The organism is Streptomyces sp. OZ13 (assembly GCF_052068155.1).
Taxonomy (GTDB): Bacteria; Actinomycetota; Actinomycetes; order Streptomycetales; family Streptomycetaceae; genus Streptomyces.
In genome coordinates this window covers 389732-409035 of the sequence record NZ_JBQHCZ010000001.1, presented here as the reverse complement: position 1 = coordinate 409035, position 19304 = coordinate 389732, and the positions used below count along the sequence as shown (strand labels likewise).

Here is a 19304-nt window from a genome sequence, read left to right as displayed (position 1 = left end):
GCGGTCGACATCGATCATTTTCAGCCGCGGAGGTGTCCGGCCACGCGCAGTGCGTGGACGATGTCCCGCTCCCTGGCCGACGAGACGTCCCGGGCGGCGTCGAGCAGCATCGGCACCAGCCGGGCGGGGTCCAACGCCACGCAGGCCGCCGCGTCCGCGGCGGTGCGGACCTGCACGAACGCGGCCAGCAGGGCACGGGCACGGTGCGGCGTTCCCGCCTCCTCCAGCGTGAGGACGGCGTCCGCGATCTCGTCGGGGGAACGGAACACCCCCTGGCGCAGCAGCTGCCCGCCGTCGTCGCCCCGGCCCGCCGCGACGAGCGCCTCCGCGGCGGCGGCGAGCCGTAAGGCCGGCTGTGACGCCACCTCCCAGAGCAGGGTGGCCCAGTCCGCCGCCGGCCCCGAGCGGTTCAGCTCGTCGGCGAGCGCCGGCAGCCACGCCGCGGGCCGGGCGGCGGCCTCGCAGATCAGGGCGTGCGCCTCGCCGCCGCGGCCCTCGGCGCGGAGCCGGCCGAGCGCGGCGACGGTGTCCCTGGCGGCGCGGTACGCGCCCTCCGGCACAGGCGGCGCCTCCGGGGCGGCCTCGGCCGCGGCGCCGCCGTAGCGGGCTCCGCGCGGCACGTCACCCGCGACCGGCAGCAGGGGAACGGCGACGGCGTCGTCCCCCGCGTCCTCCATGCCGGCGAACCGGGCCCCGCCGCGAGGACGGCGCTTCTTCCCCCCGCCGCGCCTCTGTCCGTCGCCCGGCGGGGCTTCGGGCGGCTGCCGCTCCTCGGACCGCGTTCCGGCGCCCGCGGGCGCCGCCGGCCGGTGCGCCGGGTCGTCCGCGGGTCCGGGACCGGGCGGGACGAGGCCGGCCAGGCGGGAGTCCAGTTCCGCGAGCCGGCGCACCGCCCTGGTGTGGTCGTCCCTGGTCCAAGCGAGCTCGTGGGTGAGGCGTTCCGCCTCCGCCGAGCCCTGTGCGCACCCGGGCAGCAGCCGGAGGAGCTCCTCGGCCCGGCCCTGTGCGCGCAGCCGTTCCCTGCGCATGAACTCGACCCGCTCCTCGAGCCTTTCGCGACCGCCCGGCAGCCGGTCGTGCGCGGCGGCGGCCGCCGCGTGCAGCCCGGCCGCCCGCGCGGACTCCGCGGCGTCCTGGGCGGGCAGGTCGTGCAGCAGGGACTCGACCACGTCCCAGGGCGGGATCTCGCTGCCGTCCAGGCAGGCCCGCATGCCCTCCGGGTCACGCCGCAGGAAGACCGCGTACCAGCCTCCGGCCGGGTCGAGCCGCCTCACCAGCTCCCCGAAGTACCGCGCGAAGGTCCCGATGTCCGCCGGGAGTTGGTGCACCGTCATCGCCGCCCCTGCCGCCCCACTGCCGAATGGAGCCCTCCGCTCCGAGGGCACCGCAGGCATTCGACCGCAGGGGTGTTACAGGGCTGCTACGGCGCCTTTTCAGAAAGTGACCGCGATACCGGTGTGCGGGCGCTTGCCCAGTCGCACGATCATCGCCGGCCAGTCGACGGCCCAGAACTGCCAGGTGTACTTGCGCGACAGGAGCTTGCGGACCGCGCCCAGTTCGGCTCCGTCCAGGAGCCGGGCGGTGCCCTCCGCGGTGGGGGCGCCCTCCTCGACCTTGCCCCGTACGTCGCAGACGGTGACGACGACCCGGCTGTCGTTGCGCAGGCGCTTGACCTTCCACGAGTCCGTGCGGGTCCAGAAAAACAACTCACCACCGTCCACCGCGAACCACACGGGCGTGGCCACTCCGGTCCCGTTCTTGCGGAACGTGGTGACACTGACGTACCTGGCGCTGGCGAACATCTCGGCACTCACGCCCGCGAGACTACGCCCCCTGCCGCCGGCTCAGGCCACCGGTACCGGCACGGACGACGGCACGGGCACAGGTGCAGGGGCGCAGTGGACGGCGAGTTCGTCCATGGACAGGCCGAGAGCCACGGCCAGAGCGGCGACGGTGAAGAACGCGGGGGTGGGCGCCCGCCCCGTCTCGATCTTGCGCAGTGTCTCCGGGGAGATGCCCGCCGTGGCGGCCACCTCGACCATGCTGCGGTCGCCGCGCGCCCGGCGGAGCAGCCGGCCGAGCCGTTCGCCGCGTTCGCGCTCTTCGGCGGTGAGAGGAGTGCGCACCATGTTGCGCATCCTAGCGGTCGGTATTTCTATACCGGTATTGAATACCGTCCAGCCGGACCGGGTGCCGGTCCCGTTCCCGGCCGTGCCAGGACGTCTTTGTGGATTCACGGACGGCGGCCCTCGGATACTCACGGCGCCGTAGGCCCCCGAAGCCTGTCCACCCTGCCGCCAAGAGGCGCGTCAGCCTCCGTCGACGAACCGCCGGGCCAGTTCCTCGCCCAGTTTCTCCGCCGCGGCACGGCTCTCGATCGGCGACACCTTCGAGTCCTTGAAGACGATGTAGGTGACTCCGGAGGCAACGCCGCCCCTCGCCGGGTCCGGGTCGATCCCGAGCGCCTCCGCCGCCGCGTAGGACGCCTCACCGATGATGCCGCTCGGCCCGGTGTCGCCCACCACCCCGTACACGACCTTGCCGTCATGGATGATCGCGGCGGCGGAACCGCCTCGGATGCCGGACGCCCAGTAGTTCCAGACCGGGCTCGGGCCGGGCACGACGACGAACGGCAGCTCCGCCGCGTCGAGATACCTCCCGTCCGAGCCGGTGAAGGCCGTGGCCGGCTGGAACGAGGGGTCGGTGCCGCTGTTGCACCGCGTGCTGCGCCGGCCGTCGCAGTCGATGTCCATGTCCGCCTTCCAGAAGACGGCCCCCTCGTGCTCGCAGACGGGAATGTTCGCCGGCCCGCCCCGGTCGGTGCTGTAGTCGCCCTTGGAGATCTTGGTGCAGTGCTCCACCTCGGCCAGCAGCTCCGCCGCGTCGACACCCGCCGCCGGTGCCGTGCGGTACAGGTCGGGCGCGGGCGGCGGCGGCACGGAGCCGGGCTTGGCGGCCGCCGGGAGCGCAGCCGTTCCGAGCATGACCGAACCGACTGCCACGATGAGAGCGATGCTTCGAATGCGCACAGGGAGCCTTTCTGTTCGAAAGGCTCCTACCCGTACCTGCGCGCACGGTCACAGCCGCACCGCCGGACGGGTGACCCGCCGGCGTGTCCCGCGCTTCGTCAGCGGGACGGGCGGACCACCATCGCGGAGCCGCCGCCGCGCCGTTGCTTCTCCGCCGCCGCGAGCCACCGGCCGTCCGGCAGTCGTTGGACACCCGTGGCGGCACCGATCTCCTGGTTCAGCCGGAACTCGTGCCCGATCGCCTCGAGACGCTCCCTCAGCGGGCTGTTCCACAGGGCCGGTTCCAGCTCGGTCGTCGGCTGGTTGCGCTGGCTGGCCCGGGGCGCGGCGATCGCGTCCACCAGCGGCAGGCCACGGTCCAGATGGCCCGTCAGGGTCTGCAGGACCGTCGTGATGATGGTCGCGCCGCCCGGCGAGCCGAGCGCCAGCACGGGACGGCCGTGGTGGTCCAGCACGATCGTGGGCGAGATGGACGAACGCGGCCGCTTGCCCGGGCCGGGTAGGTTCGGGTCGTGGACCGCGGGGTCGGCCGGCCGGAAGGAGAAGTCGGTCAGCTCGTTGTTGAGCAGGAATCCGCGCCCGGGGACGGTGATGCCGCTGCCGCCGGTCTGCTCGATGGTGAGCGTGTAGGCGACGACGTTGCCCCACTTGTCGGCGGTCGTCAGATGGGTGGTGTTCTCCCCCTCGTACGTCGTCGGGGCCGCCGCTCCCGCCGACCCGCAGCGCTCCGGCCGGCGCGGGTCGCCCGGCGCCAGCGGACTGGTGAGCACCGCGCCGTCCTTGATCAGGCACTCGCGCGAGTCGGCGAAGCGCTGGGACAGCAGACCGGCGGTCGGCACGTCCTCGAACGCCGGGTCGCCGACCCACCGCCCGCGGTCCGCGAACACGATGCGGCTCGCCTCGATGAACCGGTGCAGATACCGCTCCTCCGAGATGTCCGACAGGTCGGTGCGCTCCAGGATGTTGAGCGCCTCGCCGACGCTGGTGCCGCCCGAGGAGGAGGGGGGCATGCCGTAGACGTTGAGGCCCCGGTACGACACCTTCGCCGGTTCGCGGCGCACCGTCTCGTACGCCCGCAGGTCGCGCCGTGTCAGGTCTCCTGGCCGGACCACCCGGGTGGCGTTTTCGTCGACCGGGGGGTTGCGCACGGTTTCGACGATGTCCCTGGCGAGGGCGCCCTCGTAGAGCGCCCCGGCGCCCTTTCTGCCGAGTTCCTTGTAGGTGCGGGCCAGGTCGGGGTTCCTGATGACCGATCCGACGACCGGGAGACGCCCGTCGGGCAGGAACAGCTCGGCGGAGGCGGGGAAGTCACGGAAGCGCGCCTCGTTGGCCGCGGTCTGCGAACGGAAGGTCTCGTCGACGGTGAACCCGTGCTCCGCCAGGCGCTCCGCGGGCTTCAGCAGCTCGCCCAGCGGCCGGCTGCCCCACTCCTCGAGCGCGGTGTCCCAGGTGGCGGGGGTGCCGGGCGTGCCGACGCCGAGGCCGCTGGTCACGGCTTCCGCGAACGGTACGGGCGTGCCGTTCTCCAGGAAGAGGGAGGCGTCGGCCGAACGCGGGGCGGTCTCCCGGCCGTCGACGGTGTGCACGGTACGGGTCCTGGCGTCGTAGCGGACGAAGTAGCCACCGCCGCCGATGCCGGCGGAGTACGGCTCCGTCACGCCGAGCGCCGCGGCGGTCGCCACCGCCGCGTCAACGGCGTTGCCGCCGTTGCGGAGCACCTCGATACCAGCCGCCGAGGCGTCGGCGTCGACGCTCGCGACCGCCCCGCCGTGGCCGACGGCCACCGGGGTTTTGGCGGGTGGTGCCGTGGGAGGGGCGGTACGGGGCGTGGGCGGGGCTGCGGCGCCGATCGAGACGACGGCCGCGGCAAGGGCCACGACCGAGACCTTCCGTGCGGTGGAGCGACGCATTCGTACCTCCAGTCAGCCGGTGTCGGCGCAGCGTAACGGTTCACGGGGCGGGAGTCCCGGGTGCCTGCGGGCGCGTCGCCGGCTCAGCCGGCCGCCCGGTGCGAGCTGCGTGCTTGCGGTACCGCGGTCCGGGCCGCCCGCGTCACATCGGCCACGAGCTCGACCACATCGGGGCCGTACGCCTGCGAGTTGACCACCTTGAGCAGCAGGCAGAAGGAACCGTTGCCGTGCTTGCGGGCGAGCTTCTCGTGGTGCCGGGCCAGGTAGCGGGTGGCCGCCTGGTTGGTGATGGCGCGCTGCCCGCAGAACAGGAACACGGGCCGGGCGTCCTCACCCGCGGTGAGCCGCGCGAGCAGCACGTACTCCGCCGCGCCGGGCTCCATGCGGTAGCGCTCGGAGCCGATCTGGAACGCGCCCTGGTCCGGCCCTGGTTCGGCGTCGGTGTTCACCTTCACCCCGGGCAGCATGGAGTGCAGGTGCGCCGCCATACGGCGGTTGGACACCGGCCCGCCCACGCAGAATTCGGTGCGCTCGCCGAAACCCTGCTGTGCCGTGTCGTGCCAGACGATCTGGGCGTTCGCCCCGCAGTCCTTGATGAGCGCGGACAGTTCCAGAAGGGCGAAGACGTCGAAGCGGTGCACCGAACCGTCGCGGCCCGCCTCGCGGTTGACGACGAGCAAGGACTCCGAATTCCCGGGCAGGCCGAAGAACCCCTGCTTGCGCCGCAGTCGGCGGCGCCATAGGTAGGTGCGGGCGAGCCAGCCGATCGCGGCACTGATTCCCGCGGCCACCACACCGAGCACGATGTTGCGTACGTCGTCAGTCATGGGCGCGCATGTTAGCGGTGCCGCAGACGCCTGTTCGAGCCGGTCCCTTCGGCGACTGCCGCGCTGCCCGCTGACACGACGTCCAATAATTGTTACGGTGGCGTAACTTACTGGGGAGTTACCTGAGGTAGCTCCCCGACCTTACCGTCGGGTCACTTCGTTGGGACAGATGAGTCAGGAGTGACCTGTGGGACTTCCTCGCAAGGCTCTGCGCACCACCGCCATCGGTACGGTCTCTGCCGCACTGCTCGCCGGTTCCGCCACCGCAGCGGCCCCCGACGCCCTCCCGGCCGCCCCGGCCCCGGCCCTGTGGAACAGCGCCGCCACCGCCTCCCCCGGCGTCCGCTTCGTCGACATCGAGGGGGACGGCGGGATCGTGCTGAAGGCCAACGTCGTCACACCCGCCGGCGCCGACGGCCGGCGGACGTATCCCGTCGTCGTACTGCCGACCAGCTGGGCGATGCCGCAGATCGAGTACCTCGCCCAGGCGAAGAAGCTCGCCGACTCCGGCTATGTGGTGGTGAGTTACAACTCCCGCGGCTTCTGGCAGTCCGGCGGCGAGATCGAGACGGCCGGACCGCCCGACATCGCCGACGCCTCCAGGGTGATCGACTGGGCACTGGCCAACACCCCGGCCGACCCGGACAGGGTGGGCATGGCGGGCGTCTCCTACGGAGCCGGCATCAGCCTGCTGGCCTCCGCGAAGGACAAGCGCATCAAGGCGGTTGCCGCGCTCAGCGGCTGGGCGGACCTTATCGACTCCATCTACAGCGGCCGCACGCAGCACCTGCAGGCCGCCGCCCTCCTCAGCGGCGCCGGCCATCTCACGGGCCGCCCCAGCGCCGAACTCCAAGGGATCATGACCGCCTTCCTGACTTCGGATCTGTCCAAGGAGCAGGAGATGATCGAGTGGGGGCGCAAGCGCTCCCCCGCCACCTACCTCGACGAGATCAACGCCAACGGCGCCGCGATCATGCTCGGCAACGCGTGGGGCGACTCGCTCTTCCCGCCCAACCAGTACGCCGACTTCTACGAGCGGCTCAGCGGCCCCAAGCGGCTGGAGTTCCGCCCCGGCGACCACGCCACCGCGGAGGGCACCGGACTGCTCGGACTGCCCAACGACACCTGGACCAGCGCCCACCGGTGGCTGGACCACCACCTCAAGGGCGCCGACAACGGCGTGGACCGCGAGCAGCCCGTACGCATCCGGACGCGCACGGGCGGCGCCGTGGAGTCGTACCCCGACTGGAAGTCCGTGGGCGCGGACCGGAAGAAGATCGCACTCGGCGGGGCGCAGAGCATCCGGACGGGCGTCGACTCCGGTGCGAACGGCGGGCTCATCTTCCTCTCCAGCATGCTCGACCAGTTCGCCCAGCTGCCGCCGATGGCGTCGATCCCGCTGCTGCCACGCTCCTTCGCGGCGGTGTGGCAGTCCGAGTGGTACCGGACGGAGCAGCGGGTGCGCGGCACCGCGGAGCTGCACACCACGGTCACGAGCACCAAAGGGAGCGGCACCCTCGTCGCGTACCTCTACGACGTGGGCCCGCTCGGCCTCGGCAAGCTGGTCGCAAGCGCGCCGTACACGTTCCACGGCAGGACGCCTGGTCAGCCGTTCGCCGTCGACCTGGAGTTGTACTCCACCGCCTACGACGTACCGGCCGGCCACCGTCTCGCCGTGGTCGTCGACACCGTCGACCCGCTCTACATCGAGCACAACCCGACCGGCGCGCAGCTGACCTTCTCCTCGCCCGCGGCCGACCCGTCGTACCTCTCGGTCCCGCTGCAGCAGAAGTGATCACCGGCCACTGCCGGCTGGGCCCCTCACTCAGGCAGGGGCCGAGTGGTGCTCCATGCGCCACCGCGCCGGCCCGCTCGCGCCCGCCACGGGGCTCGGGGTGCCTTCGGCAGCGGCGTTCCCGGTCGAGCCCACCCGCACGCGGCATCTCCTCGCGCCGTGCGGGCGGGTCCGGACCCGGTGTTCCCTGTGTTCCGTGAACGGCCCCATCGGTGCGGGCGGCCGCATCAGTGCTTGAGGATCTTGGAGAGGAAGTCCTTGGCGCGGTCGGTCTCCGGACGCGTGAAGAAGTCGTCCGGGGAGCGGTCCTCGATGATGCGGCCGTCGGCCATGAAGACGACGCGGTTCGCGGCGGAGCGGGCGAAGCCCATCTCATGGGTGACGACGACCATGGTCATCCCCTCGGCGGCGAGTTGCTGCATCACCTCCAGCACCTCGTTGATCATTTCCGGGTCGAGGGCCGAGGTCGGTTCGTCGAAGAGCATGACCTTGGGGTCCATGGCGAGTGCGCGGGCGATGGCCACGCGCTGCTGCTGGCCGCCGGAGAGCTGGGCCGGGTATTTGTCCGCCTGGTCGGCGAGCCCGACCCGTTCGAGCAGTTCACGGGATCGGCGGTCCGCCTCCTCCCGCTTGCGGCCGCGGGCCTTGACCGGGCCGAGCGAGACATTGGCCAGCACGGTCTTGTGCGCGAAGAGGTTGAACGACTGGAAGACCATGCCGACGTCCGCCCGGAGCTTCGCGAGCTCGCGACCCTCCGCGGGCAGCGGCTGTCCGTCGATCAGGATGTCGCCCGACTCGACGGTCTCCAGCCGGTTGACGACCCGGCAGAGCGTCGACTTCCCGGAGCCCGACGGGCCGATGACCACCACCACCTCCCCGCGGCCGACGGTGAGGTGGATGTCCCGGAGTACGTGCAACTGCCCGAAGTGCTTGTTGACCTCGCGCAGCTCGATCAACGGATCGACGGCCATACGCTGCTCCACCCACTCTCAGCTGTGTGTCGTGGCCAGCGCAAACTAACCGGGCCGCCAAGGGGGTCCACAACCGACACGCACAGGCGGACCAAAAGCCGTACTAATACGGAATCTAGGCTTCCGACGCCTCCGCGTACACCTGTGACAGCTCGGGAGCCCCGTTGAACGCCCACTCCACACCGGCCTCGACCACACCGATCTCCCGCCCGGAGGCGAGCCGCACCACCGGATGGCCGCCCGGCCAGATGTGCCAGGCGGCCCCGGGCACGGTGCGCACGATCACCGTGCCGAGGTAGAGGCCCGCGTCGTTCCCCAGCCAGGGAAGCTCCTCCGGATCGTCGCGCCAGCGCGGCGGAAGCTGGTCCAGTGCGCTCAACGACCCCGGGGAGTCGTCCAGTTCGAGTCCGTCCTGGGCCGCCCTGGAACGCAGCAGTTCGCACTCCGACAGCAGCTCGGTGATGGCCGCCGCACGCTCCGGGTCGTGCCCGGCGGCCGCATCGCCCTTGTCCCTTTCGCCGTGGCGTCCCAGCCAGTGATCCAAGAAGGGGATGTTCATACCGCAAAGCCTCGCATCCCTGCACCCGAATGCACCACAGGGCGCGCGTCAACCAACGTCAGATGTCGAGATCGACAACGACCGGCGCATGGTCGGAGGCGCCCTTGCCCTTGCGCTCCTCGCGGTCGACGAAGCTGTCCTTGACCGCCGTGGTGAAGGGCTCGTTGCCGTAGACCAGGTCGATGCGCATGCCGCGGTTCTTGGGGAAGCAGAGCTGGCGGTAGTCCCAGTAGGTGAACGGGTGCTCGTACTTCAGCGGGCGCGGCACCACATCGGCCAGTCCGCGCTTGCGCAGTGCCTCCAGGGCCGCGCGCTCGGGCGGCGTCACATGCGTCATGCCGTCGAAGAAGGACGGGTCCCACACGTCGTCGTCGGTCGGGGCGATGTTGAAGTCGCCGAGGACGGCGAACGGACGCCCGGCGGCGGCGTCCTCGGTCACCGCGACGGACAACGCCTCCAGCCAGCGCAGCTTGTAGCCGTAGTGGTCATGGGCGACCTCGCGGCCGTTGGGCACATAGACCGACCAGACGCGGGCGGGGCCGCAGGTGGCGGAGATCGCCCTCGGCTCCTGCACGCCCTCGTAGTCCGGGGCGCCGGGCAGCCCGCGGACGACGTCGTCGAGGCCCACCCGGGAGATCACCGCCACGCCGTTCCACCTGCCGGAGGCGTTGACCGCGGACTCGTAGCCGAGCTCACGGAGCTCCGCTGCGGGGAACTGCTCCTCGGTGCACTTGGTCTCCTGGAGGCACAGCACGTCCGTGCCGCTGCTCTCCAGCCAGGCCAGCAGCCGGGGCAGCCGGGCGGTGATCGAGTTGACGTTCCACGTGGCGATACGCATGACCCAAAGCCTAACGGCGGGGTGCGACAGTCGTCCGACCCCGCCGCGTGACCCTCACAGCTCCACCGTCTGCCCGGCTGCCAGGCGCTCGTGCCCGGCGCCGCCGAGCTCGCCGATCTGCCGGTCGTAGATGGGCCGGGCGAGGTCCGTGAGCAGGGCGTCGTGGACATCGACGGCCCGGCGCGGCGCCACCTCGCGGACGTAGTCGATGACCTCGGAGATCTTGTTCCACGGGGCGTGCACCGGCAGCATCAGCGTGTCCACCGGCCGGCCGGGGACGGTGAGCGCGTCGCCCGGGTGGAAGACGGACCCGTCCACCAGGTAGCCGACATTGGTGATCCGCGGGATGTCCGGGTGGATCACCGCGTGCAGCTCGCCGTGCACCTGGACGTCGAAGCCCGCCGCGGTGAAGGTGTCGCCGTGCCCCACGGTGCTCACCCGCCCGGGGAACGCCGCGGACAGCCGCTCGGCGACGCTGCGCAGGGTCCACAGCCGGGCGGACGGGTTCGCCTCGAGCGCCGCCCGCAGTCTGCCCTCGTCGAAGTGGTCGGGGTGCTCGTGCGTGACGAGCAGGACGTCGGCCCCGACGGCGGCGTCCTGCTCGGTGAACCCGCCGGGGTCGATGACCAGACGCCGCCCGTCCTTCTCGAGCTGGACACAGGCGTGGATCCGCTTGGTGAGCCTCATGCCGACATCCTGCTACGCCCGGGGCGTCGTCTCCTCCTGTATCACCGCCTGCGCCACCCGGAAAGCGGAGTTCGCCGCGGGGACGCCGCAGTAGACGGCCGTGTGGATCAGGATCTCCCTGATCTCCGAGGGGGTCAGGCCGTTGCGCAGCGCCGCCCTGGTGTGCGAGGCCAGCTCGTCCAGATGCCCCCCGGCGACCAGCGCGGTCAGCGTCACACAGCTGCGCATGCGTCTGTCCAGGCCGTCGCGGGTCCACACCTCGCCCCAGGCGAAGCGGGTGATCAGCTCCTGGAAGTCGCCGGTGAAGTCGTCGCCGTCGGCCAGCACGTCGTCGACGTGCGCGTCGCCGAGCACCTCACGCCGCACCTTCATCCCCGCCTGGTACGGGTCGGGCCTGCCCGGCCCCGTGGCCTGCGGCTGCTCCGTGGCGGCGGGCGCGATCTCGGCGACCGGCGCGACGGGCGGCGAGGTCACGGGAGCCGACGGGGCAGGGATGGCCGCGAGCGTGTCGTGCCAGGCGGTGGCGAAGTGGTGGGCGAGCAGATCCGTCACGGCGGCGGGCTGCTCGACCGGCGCCAGGTGGGAGGCGCCGGGGACGAGCGCGAGCCGGGCGTCCGGTATCCCGGCGACCAGGGTGCGGGCCTCCGCGGGCCCGGTGACCTGGTCCTCGGAGCCGACCACCACGAGGGTGGGGACCTGGATACGGCCGAGACCGGCGCGGACGTCGAACGCGGCCAGCGCCTCGCACGCGGCGATGTAGCAGCCGGGGTCGGTGGTGCGGACCATCTGGACGGCCCACTCGACGATGGCCGGCTGGGCGGCGGCGAACGCCGGGGTGAACCAACGCTCGGGCGCGCTGCGGGCGATCGGGTCGAGCCCGTTGGTGCGGACGACGACACCACGCCGGCGGAACTCGTCAGCGGTGCCGAACCGGGGGGACGCCGCGACGAGCGCCAGGGTGGCCACGCGCTGCGGGTGGCGCAGCGCCAGCTCGATGCCCACGGCGCCGCCGACCGAGCAGCCGGCGTAGCCGAACCGCTGCACACCGAGCTGGTCCAGGGTGGCGAGCAGCCGCTCCGCGAGGTCGCCGACGGACGCGGCGGGGTAGGCGGGCGCGCCGCCGTGGCCGGGCAGGTCGTACCGGATCACCCGCCACCGCTCGGAGAGCTCGGCGATCTGCCGGTCCCACATGTGCCATGTGGTGCCGAGAGAGGGGCCCAGGACCAGGATCGGCGCGTCTTCCGGCCCGTCGACGCGGTATTGCAGGGTTTCAGTCGTCGTCTTGCTCACCCTGCTCACGCTCCCACATCTCACAATTCCTTACGGGCGGGGGGTAGGACGCTCGCCGGGCCGCCCCACGCTTCCGCCGCCGGGCGAAGGTCCTCCACGTCCGGCTTCACGTACCACTTGTCGGTCGTCGTGACATCGGCGCGACCCGCCCACCGGACAGGACGCGCTCCGGGACACCGCTGTCCGCGAGAGGGGCCGAGCACGACGCCCGGGCATCGTACAAGCGGAGCCTGCGAGGCCGTACTCGTCCCTGAGCTCGTCCGCCCGGACGCGGCGTACGCCTCGCGCTCGGCCGCGACCCAGGTGCCAGGGACGTGCGTAGGCGATACTGGTGACATTCCGTCCGGCCCGGGTCGGCGGAACGCCGCATCCGGCCCCCGCCGTTGTCTCTTGATGCCTCTGGCTACGAGAACGGAGGAATCCGAGATGTGCCGCTGGATCGCGTACACGGGTACACCTGTCTTTCTCAGCCGGGTCCTGTTCGAGCCGGAACACTCCTTGATCGACCAGAGCCTGCATTCCCGTTTGGGTGTGGAGACGACCAACGGTGACGGCTTCGGCGTCGGTTGGTACACGCAGGACACAACCACTCCCGCGGTTCTGCGGGACGTGGGCCCTGCTTGGAACAACCGCAATCTGCAGGAGGTCGCCCACCATGTCCGGTCGGGTCTGTTCTTCGGGCACATCAGGGCCTCGACCGGAACGGCCGTGCAGCAGACCAACTGCCACCCCTTCCGGCACGGTCGCTGGATGTGGATGCACAACGGGATGATCAGCGGATTCCACCGGTTCCGGCGTGACTTGGTCCTGGCCGTCGATCCGGCTCTGTACCCGGACATCGAGGGTTCCACCGACTCCGAGCTCATGTTCTTCCTGGCTCTCACCTTCGGCCTGGCGGAGGATCCGCCCGGTGCCGTGGCGCGTATGGCGGGCCTGATCGAGAAGACCGGGCACGCGCACGACGTCCCGTACCCGTTGCAGATGACCATCGCGGTCGCCGACGGCGAACGAGTGTGGGCCTTTCGCTATTCCAGCGAGGGCCGCTCCCGGTCGCTGTACTACAGCACCAAGGTGGACGCTCTGCGCGCGCTGCACCCGGAGGCCTCGTTCCTGCGGGATATTTCGGACGAGACCCGCCTCGTCGTCTCCGAACCGCTGGGCGCTCTCCCCGGAGCCTGGAACGAGGTGCCGGAGAGCAGTTACGGCATCATCCAGCCGGGTGGGGACGCGCTTCAGGCCTTCCGTCCCGTACTCCCCGGCGGTCCGCCTAGCGCCTGAGCGCGCCGACCTCACCTGGGCAAGGCGTCTGCGGAGCGTCTGTTGCCGGGGGCCGGGAAGGGGCACGGCTGCCGCAAGCCGCCGAGTCCCATCATGGCGGTCAGGAGGCTGATGAGTGGCTCGGTGGTGCGTGCCGCTTCACTCACAGCTGCCGAACAGCGTCGGCGCGGAGCGTCTCAAGGGCTGTGGCTCGGGGCGTGGCGACGTACTGGCTGGTGAGAGGGCCAGGGGCCGGTGTCCCGCGCGCCGCGGCAGGAGGACTGGGATGCTGGGACGGGAGGCGCTATGAAAGTGACGCTGCCGGCAGGTGGTGAGCGCTGTGGCTGATTTCTCCGACCATGCCAGGGGCCCGACCATTCCGGCCGTGCCGTACGCCGACCCTGTGGGAGACCCGTTCCTGCGGGCCCGATTCGCCCTTCCCGCGAGGCCGGTCACGTTTCTGCGGCGGCAGCGGCTCATCGACCATCTCGATCAGGCTCTCCGGACGCCGTTGACAGTGATCAACGGCGCGGCCGGGGCCGGCAAGACCGTGCTGGCAGCGCACTGGGCCGCCGGACTGCGGCAGCCGGTGGCCTGGCTCACGGCTGAGGCCGGGGCGCTGCGTCCGGGGGTGTTCTGGGCGTACGTTCTTCAGGCCATGCGTGCTTGCGACGGGCCGCTGTCCGACGCGGTGGTGGCTCCCGCGGACGCCGACCGGGTGGACCGTAGGCTGCTGGCAACGCTCGCTGCCGAGCTCAACGATCGCGACCGGCCCCTGGTCCTCGTACTCGACGAGTACGACCGTGTGACGGCTCCGGATGTCGCTGAGCAGCTCGAGTTCGTCCTGCACCATGCCGGTCGGGGGCTGCACCTCGTCCTCATCACCCGCACCGAACCGTTGCTTCCGTTGCATCGGTACCGGGCGGCCGGCGAGCTGACGGAGATCCGCGCCGCTGAGCTGGCCTTCACGCCGGAGGAGACCGTCGCACTGCTGGAGCTGCACGGTCTGAGCCTTCCGGTCAGCGCCGCGCGCGCCCTGGTGGACCGGACCCGGGGCTGGGCGGCCGGCTTGCGGCTGTCCGCCCTGGCCGCTCTGGACAGCGCTGATCCGGAGCTCTACCTGAAGGAGTTCGAGGCGGACCGCAGTACGGTCGCGGACTTCCTGCTGGCCGAGGTCCTGAAGGGACAGCCGGAGGAAACGCAGGATCTCCTGCTGCGTGTCAGCGTCCTGGAGCGTTTCTGTCCCGATCTGGCCAACGCGCTGACGCTCCGGACCGATGCCGAGCCCATCCTCGCCGCGCTGCACCGCGACAATGCGTTCGTCGAGCCCTTGGGGCACTCGTGGTATCAGCTCCATCCCCTGTTCGGGGAGATACTCCGGGCACATCTGCGCCAGCGCCTGCCCGGGCTGGAGCCGGAACTCCACCTGAGGGCCGCGCGGTGGCTGCGCCGTTCCGGATTCCTGCCGGAGACGCTCGCCCACGGCGCCGCTGCGGGCGACTGGGATTTCGCCGCCGGTGCCCTCGTCGACGACCTGGCGATCGGGCAGCTCTTCACCAGCCTGCGCTCGGGTGACCTGACCCGGTTGTTCTCTCACATGGGGCCCGAGGCCAGGAGTCCGGCTTCCGACCTCGTGCGCGCGGCCCGCAACCTGTCCGGGTACGACCTGGAACGCGGCATGACCCGCCTGCGCCACGCCGAGAAGCGTCTGGCCGACGACACGCCCGACCTGGCGGCCGCCCAGCTGAGCTGTGCGCTGCTCGAGGCACTGGCCGGTCGGCTGACCGGATGTCCCTCACTGGCCGAGAAGGCCGCTGAAGCGGCCGACGGACTGGTCCATGAGGTCCCGGCACACCTCCTGGACAAGCATCCTGAACTCACCGCCCTGCTGCTGACCCATCTGGGCTCGGCCCGCCTGTGGGCCGGGCACTTCGAGGACGCGAGAGCTGCCCTGACCACGGCGGCCGGCGCCGCCGGCGGAGCCTCTACCGTCCTTCCCCGGCAGGACTCGATGGAGCACCTGGCCCTGCTCGACTACCTGGACGGCTGGCTCGGCCGGGCGGAGCGCAAGGCCTTGGCGGCGGTGTCCCAGGCGGAGCGGGACGGCGTTCCCCAGCCGTCCGGCTCAGGCATCGGCCAGTTGGTCCTCGCAGCCGTGGCCGTCGACCGCCATGAGCTGGGCCGGGCACGGGCCCTCCTCGATGAGGCGCCGCTCCCACCAGGAGCACACGACCCGGTGTCGGCTGCGGGACGAGCCCTCGTCACGGCTCGCCTCCTGTTGGTCAGGGGCAAGGCAGGAGCCGCTGCCGAGGCGACGGACCCGGCCGTCTCCACCGCCGTGGCCTCACCCTGGGCGACAAGCCGCGCAGCGCTCGTCGTCTCCGCCGCCCACCTGGCCGAAGGACGGCCGGACCAAGCGGCCGAGGAGCTCCAGGGCGTGTCCGGCGACCAGCCGGTGTGTGTCGCGGAGGCCGCGGCGATCCAGCTTGCCGCAGGCGGTACCGGGGCGGCCATCGATCTGCTCGACGGCATCCGGTCCGGGGGCCGCTCCGGGCCTGCCGTGACCGTGCGGGCAGCGCTGGTGAGGGCTCAGGCAGCGGAGAGTGCGGGGGACACCGCCACTGCCCGCAGGCTCGTCGGGCAGGCGCTCCTCGACGCCCGGCGGGAGCGGCTGCGCCGTCCGTTCCTCGACGCCGGAGCATGGATACGGCCGCTCCTGGCCACGCCTCCGCTGGACGAACTGGCCGCCGACTGGCTCACACCCGGCCCGCCCCGGCGGGACGAGCAGCCGCGGCAGGCTTCGCCGCCCCCGCCGCTCGTCGCGGTGGAGCTGAGCGGACGCGAGCGCGATGTCCTGGAGCGGCTGGCCCGGATGATGTCGACGGAGGAGATCGCCGCCGACATGTACGTGTCGGCGAACACGGTGAAGACCCACCTCAAGAGCGTGTACCGAAAGCTGGCGGTGAACAGGCGCGGCGACGCAGTGCGCCGCGCACGCGACCAACGGCTGTTGTGATGGCTCTGCCGGTTCCGCCTGTCCCCGAGAGCCGCAGCTCGGCATGAGGACCGTCCTCGCTGTCCTGTGGCCGACGGCGTCGTGGCGGTGCAACGGCCTTCGGGTCGGCCGGGTCCTACCGAAGACCAACTCGAGGACTTTCCGCAAGCGTTCAGTCACCTCGCGCTGATCACGGCTGCTCTCTCCCTCGACGGGCAGATGGACGCCGCCGACTGAGCCTCGGGCCCGGCACACGGTCCTCAACGAACCCGTGGGCCGCGCGACGAGCAGCGCCCGGTAGCGCCATGACCGGGCCGTGCGGCAGGGCACAGGCTCTGCAGGGATCCGGTCCCTTCCCCCGTCACGGGTGAGGCGCGGGGCGGGTTTCTTCGGTTCCGATGGGAGGAGCGGCGGGGCATGCGCCGGCCGCTGCCCGGCGACTCCGTCGGCGTTCCGGCCGACTCGGCGAGGTGGACAGCGTGAAGCACTGGCGGGCTCTGATCGTCCTCGGTACGGCCCAGTTCCTGATGGTCCTGGACACGTCCGTCATGAACGTGTCCATCAGTCAGCTGGTCGAGGACTTCGACACGGAGGTCACCGCGATCCAGGCCGTCATCACCCTGTACGCGCTCGTCATGGCGGCGTTCATGATCATCGGCGGCAGGTTGGGTGACATCGTGGGACGTCGCCGCATGTTCCTTCTGGGGCTGGTCGTGTACGGCGTGGGGTCGGCTCTGACCGCCGTGGCGCCCACGCTGGGGGTCCTCCTGCTGGGTTGGTCCGTCATCGAGGGGATCGGCGCCGCCATGGTGCTGCCGGCCATGGCCGCCCTCGTCGCGGAGTCGTACCGCGGGCGGGACAGGGCCGTCGCCTACGCGGTCATCGGCGGGCTCGCCGGCGCCGGGATCGCGGTCGGCCCGCTGCTGGGCGGCTGGGTGACGACGTACCTGACCTGGCGGCTGGTCTTCGCAGGTGAGGTCCTGGTCGTCGTGGCAGTCCTGTTGTGCCACCGAACGATCGCGGCCTCCGCCCCGACCGGCCCTCGTCCCCGGCTGGATGTGGTCGGTGCGGTGCTCTCCGCGGCCGGTCTCGCGCTGGGCGTGCTCGGGGTGCTGCAGAGCAGCACCTGGGGATGGGTGCAGCCCCGCAACCCTCCCTTCACGGTCCTCGGCTTCGCCCCGACACTGTTCGTCGTCGGTGCCGGGGCGGCCGTCCTGGCCCTCTTCCGGTACTGGGAGCGGCGGCGGGAGCAGCAGGGCGCGGACCCCCTCATGCACTTGTCCCTGCTGCGCAGGCCCGTGCTTCGGTCCGGCCTGATGACGCTGCTGAGCCAGAACCTCATCCTGCTGGGGCTGTTCTTCGCCATCCCGCTGTACTTGCAGGTGGTTCAGGGTTTCGACGCCTTCCAGACGGGGCTGCGCCTGCTTCCGGTGTCCGTCACCATGTTCGCGACGTCCTTGTCCGCCGCCCCGCTGGGGCGGGTGCTGGGGCCGCGCCGGGTGGTCCGGCTGGCTCTGCTGACCCTGGCGGCGGCGGTCGTGTGGCTGCTGGCCACCATCGACCCGGTCATCGACGACGCGCAATTCGCCGGAGCCATGGCCCTGCTGGGCGTGGGTGTGGGCCTGCTCGCCTCGCAGCTGGGCAACGTCGTCCAGTCCGGCGTCGGCGAGGAGGAACGCAGCGAGGCCGGAGGACTCCAGTTCACGGCACAGAATCTGGGATCAGCGCTGGGCACCGCGCTCATCGGGTCGATCCTCATCGGTGCGCTGGCGCACGCCTTCACGACGCAGGTGGCGGACAACCCGCGGCTGTCCGCAGAGACCCGCGAGCAGGTCGGTGTCGCTCTCCAGGCGGGGGTCACCTTCGTCCCCACCGATCAGGTGCGCTCCGCGGCCGAGCGTGCCGGGTTGCCGCCGACCGAGGTCGATGCCGTCGCGGACGCCTACGCCTCCGCACAGTTGGACGGCCTGAAGGCGGCGATCCTCGCCACCGGCGGGATCGCTCTGGCCGGTTTCCTGGTCACGCCGCACCTCCCGACCACCCGGGAAAGCCGCCCGCGGCCGGGTGACGGCACTTCGGCCGGCGCGACCGGATCGACGCGCTGAGTCCGAGGGGAGTCACCAGTGCCCAGAAGCAGGTCCGGCCCGAACACACCGCGTGGGGCGGGCGATGCCGAGCACCGTGCCCACGCGGACTACACGGGCGGCGTCTACGGATCGATGCTCGCCGCCTCCGTGGTGATCGGTGCCGGCTCGCTCGGCTCGTTCCCACGCACCGAGCTGGTGCTGCTGCTGCTCGTCACCTCTCTCGTGTTCTGGATCGCGCACGTACATGCCCAGCTGTTCGGGGCGCGCCTGGCGCAGCAGGCTCCTAACCGCCGGGTCGTGCTGCGCGTGTGCCGCGAGGAGTGGCCGATCGTCAAGGCGGCCGTCCCGCCGGCCGCCGCGGTGGCCGTCAGTCCGCTGCTGGGCCTTGATGTGCGGGGTGCTCTCTGGCTGGCTCTGTCCGTCGCTGTGGCCGGCCAGGTGGGCTGGTCCATGGCCGCGGCACGCCGCGCCGGTGCTACGCCGCGGCTCATGGCCGTCACCGCGTCGGTCAACCTGTTGCTCGGTCTGCTGATCGTCTCTTTCAAGATCTTTCTGACTCATTGAGGACGTGTCGGCCCGTCGCCGCCTTGCGACGGGTCACCTGCCGCGGGTGATGTGCGCACTGGAGTCAGGGGGGACGATCGCAGGGAAGGGAGTCGTCCGCCTGTCCCAAGCATGTCCGTGGGAGGACTGCTCGTGCGCTACGAGATCCGCGTCGAGGGACACCTGTCGGAAACCTTGGCCAAGGCTTTTCCGGAGCTGGGCCACGTGGTGATGTCCGGCCAGACGGTCCTGTTCGGTCCTGTCGTGGACGAAGCGCACCTGTACGGTCTGCTGGCACGCTGCCAGTCGCTCGGATTGCGCGTCATGGAGATGCGGCAGTTGCCGGAGTGACAGGGCGGCGGGAACACCGGCTCCGCAGGTGCGGGCAGGTCATCCGCAGACGCCTGCCTCAACGCCAGGGCGGCGTCGCCGGATCACCCGTGGTGGGTGAACCCGTGACCCGGTGACAGGCGTGATCCTGAAGCGGTCGGGTGGCGCACCGCCCCCTCGCACCAC

17 protein-coding genes are annotated in these 19304 nt (G+C 71.5%); 6 read left to right on the top strand and 11 right to left on the bottom strand.

Going from position 1 to position 19304, the window contains the following annotated elements; genetic code table 11:
* Positions 1-20: 20 nt before the first annotated feature.
* The 6 genes from ACTMTU_RS01850 to ACTMTU_RS01825 form a co-directional block, all read right to left on the bottom strand.
* Complete coding sequence (locus tag ACTMTU_RS01850) at positions 21-1334, bottom strand: hypothetical protein (RefSeq protein ID WP_441261620.1); 1314 nt, start codon at positions 1332-1334, stop codon at positions 21-23.
* A gap of 99 nt (positions 1335-1433) precedes the next feature.
* Positions 1434-1802 (bottom strand): PPOX class F420-dependent oxidoreductase, encoded by a 369-nt coding sequence (locus ACTMTU_RS01845; RefSeq protein ID WP_441261965.1) that lies wholly within the window; start codon positions 1800-1802, stop codon positions 1434-1436.
* Positions 1803-1844: 42 nt separating this feature from the next.
* Positions 1845-2129: a helix-turn-helix domain-containing protein gene (locus ACTMTU_RS01840; protein WP_441261619.1), complete on the bottom strand. Its 285-nt coding sequence runs from the start codon at positions 2127-2129 to the stop codon at positions 1845-1847.
* A gap of 180 nt (positions 2130-2309) precedes the next feature.
* Entirely contained in the window at positions 2310-3029 is a 720-nt protein-coding gene (locus ACTMTU_RS01835; RefSeq protein WP_441261618.1) for a glycoside hydrolase family 75 protein, read from the bottom strand.
* A 98-nt stretch (positions 3030-3127) separates the two neighbouring features.
* Positions 3128-4939 (bottom strand): gamma-glutamyltransferase, encoded by a 1812-nt coding sequence (ggt, locus tag ACTMTU_RS01830; RefSeq protein ID WP_441261617.1) that lies wholly within the window; start codon positions 4937-4939, stop codon positions 3128-3130.
* An 83-nt stretch (positions 4940-5022) separates the two neighbouring features.
* On the bottom strand, positions 5023-5766 hold the full coding sequence (locus tag ACTMTU_RS01825; protein ID WP_441261616.1) for a hypothetical protein: 744 nt from the start codon (positions 5764-5766) through the stop codon (positions 5023-5025).
* Positions 5767-5953: 187 nt separating this feature from the next.
* Between ACTMTU_RS01825 and ACTMTU_RS01820 the strand changes: the two genes are divergently transcribed.
* Entirely contained in the window at positions 5954-7561 is a 1608-nt protein-coding gene (locus ACTMTU_RS01820) for an alpha/beta fold hydrolase (protein ID WP_441261615.1), read from the top strand.
* Between the two features lie 227 nt (positions 7562-7788).
* Here ACTMTU_RS01820 and ACTMTU_RS01815 read toward each other — a convergent pair whose 3' ends face one another.
* The 5 genes from ACTMTU_RS01815 to pcaDC form a co-directional block, all read right to left on the bottom strand.
* Positions 7789-8532 (bottom strand): amino acid ABC transporter ATP-binding protein, encoded by a 744-nt coding sequence (locus ACTMTU_RS01815; RefSeq protein ID WP_441261614.1) that lies wholly within the window; start codon positions 8530-8532, stop codon positions 7789-7791.
* Between the two features lie 115 nt (positions 8533-8647).
* Positions 8648-9091 (bottom strand): DUF6278 family protein, encoded by a 444-nt coding sequence (locus ACTMTU_RS01810; RefSeq protein ID WP_441261613.1) that lies wholly within the window; start codon positions 9089-9091, stop codon positions 8648-8650.
* A 58-nt stretch (positions 9092-9149) separates the two neighbouring features.
* Positions 9150-9929: an exodeoxyribonuclease III gene (locus ACTMTU_RS01805; protein WP_441261612.1), complete on the bottom strand. Its 780-nt coding sequence runs from the start codon at positions 9927-9929 to the stop codon at positions 9150-9152.
* A 54-nt stretch (positions 9930-9983) separates the two neighbouring features.
* Entirely contained in the window at positions 9984-10616 is a 633-nt protein-coding gene (locus ACTMTU_RS01800) for an MBL fold metallo-hydrolase (RefSeq protein WP_441261611.1), read from the bottom strand.
* Positions 10617-10628: 12 nt separating this feature from the next.
* Positions 10629-11906 carry a bifunctional 3-oxoadipate enol-lactonase/4-carboxymuconolactone decarboxylase PcaDC gene (gene pcaDC / locus ACTMTU_RS01795; protein WP_441261610.1) on the bottom strand — a complete coding sequence of 426 codons (1278 nt, stop codon included), beginning with the start codon at positions 11904-11906 and terminating at the stop codon, positions 10629-10631.
* A gap of 426 nt (positions 11907-12332) precedes the next feature.
* On the opposite strand from pcaDC, the gene ACTMTU_RS01790 reads away from it, so the two are divergent.
* The 5 genes from ACTMTU_RS01790 (at position 12333) to ACTMTU_RS01770 (ending at position 19139) form a co-directional block, all read left to right on the top strand.
* Positions 12333-13184 (top strand): class II glutamine amidotransferase, encoded by an 852-nt coding sequence (locus ACTMTU_RS01790; RefSeq protein WP_441261609.1) that lies wholly within the window; start codon positions 12333-12335, stop codon positions 13182-13184.
* A 319-nt stretch (positions 13185-13503) separates the two neighbouring features.
* Positions 13504-16179: a LuxR C-terminal-related transcriptional regulator gene (locus tag ACTMTU_RS01785; protein WP_441261608.1), complete on the top strand. Its 2676-nt coding sequence runs from the start codon at positions 13504-13506 to the stop codon at positions 16177-16179.
* Positions 16180-16637: 458 nt separating this feature from the next.
* On the top strand, positions 16638-18263 hold the full coding sequence (locus tag ACTMTU_RS01780; protein WP_441261607.1) for an MFS transporter: 1626 nt from the start codon (positions 16638-16640) through the stop codon (positions 18261-18263).
* An 18-nt stretch (positions 18264-18281) separates the two neighbouring features.
* Complete coding sequence (locus ACTMTU_RS01775) at positions 18282-18809, top strand: hypothetical protein (RefSeq protein ID WP_441261606.1); 528 nt, start codon at positions 18282-18284, stop codon at positions 18807-18809.
* Positions 18810-18941: 132 nt separating this feature from the next.
* Positions 18942-19139 carry a hypothetical protein gene (locus tag ACTMTU_RS01770; protein ID WP_069925412.1) on the top strand — a complete coding sequence of 66 codons (198 nt, stop codon included), beginning with the start codon at positions 18942-18944 and terminating at the stop codon, positions 19137-19139.
* Positions 19140-19304: the final 165 nt, after the last annotated feature.

Excerpts from the sequence above, each read along its gene's own strand:
- ACTMTU_RS01850 (WP_441261620.1), bottom strand. The coding sequence starts at position 1,334 with ATGACGGTGCACCAACTCCCGGCGGACATCGGGACCTTCGCGCGGTAC.
- ACTMTU_RS01805 (WP_441261612.1), bottom strand. The coding sequence starts at position 9,929 with ATGCGTATCGCCACGTGGAACGTCAACTCGATCACCGCCCGGCTGCCC.
- ACTMTU_RS01810 (WP_441261613.1), bottom strand. The coding sequence starts at position 9,091 with ATGAACATCCCCTTCTTGGATCACTGGCTGGGACGCCACGGCGAAAGG.
- ACTMTU_RS01845 (WP_441261965.1), bottom strand. The coding sequence starts at position 1,802 with ATGTTCGCCAGCGCCAGGTACGTCAGTGTCACCACGTTCCGCAAGAAC.
- ACTMTU_RS01825 (WP_441261616.1), bottom strand. The coding sequence starts at position 5,766 with ATGACTGACGACGTACGCAACATCGTGCTCGGTGTGGTGGCCGCGGGA.
- ggt (WP_441261617.1), bottom strand. The coding sequence starts at position 4,939 with ATGCGTCGCTCCACCGCACGGAAGGTCTCGGTCGTGGCCCTTGCCGCG.
- ACTMTU_RS01815 (WP_441261614.1), bottom strand. The coding sequence starts at position 8,532 with ATGGCCGTCGATCCGTTGATCGAGCTGCGCGAGGTCAACAAGCACTTC.
- ACTMTU_RS01840 (WP_441261619.1), bottom strand. The coding sequence starts at position 2,129 with ATGGTGCGCACTCCTCTCACCGCCGAAGAGCGCGAACGCGGCGAACGG.
- ACTMTU_RS01800 (WP_441261611.1), bottom strand. The coding sequence starts at position 10,616 with ATGAGGCTCACCAAGCGGATCCACGCCTGTGTCCAGCTCGAGAAGGAC.
- ACTMTU_RS01790 (WP_441261609.1), top strand. The coding sequence starts at position 12,333 with ATGTGCCGCTGGATCGCGTACACGGGTACACCTGTCTTTCTCAGCCGG.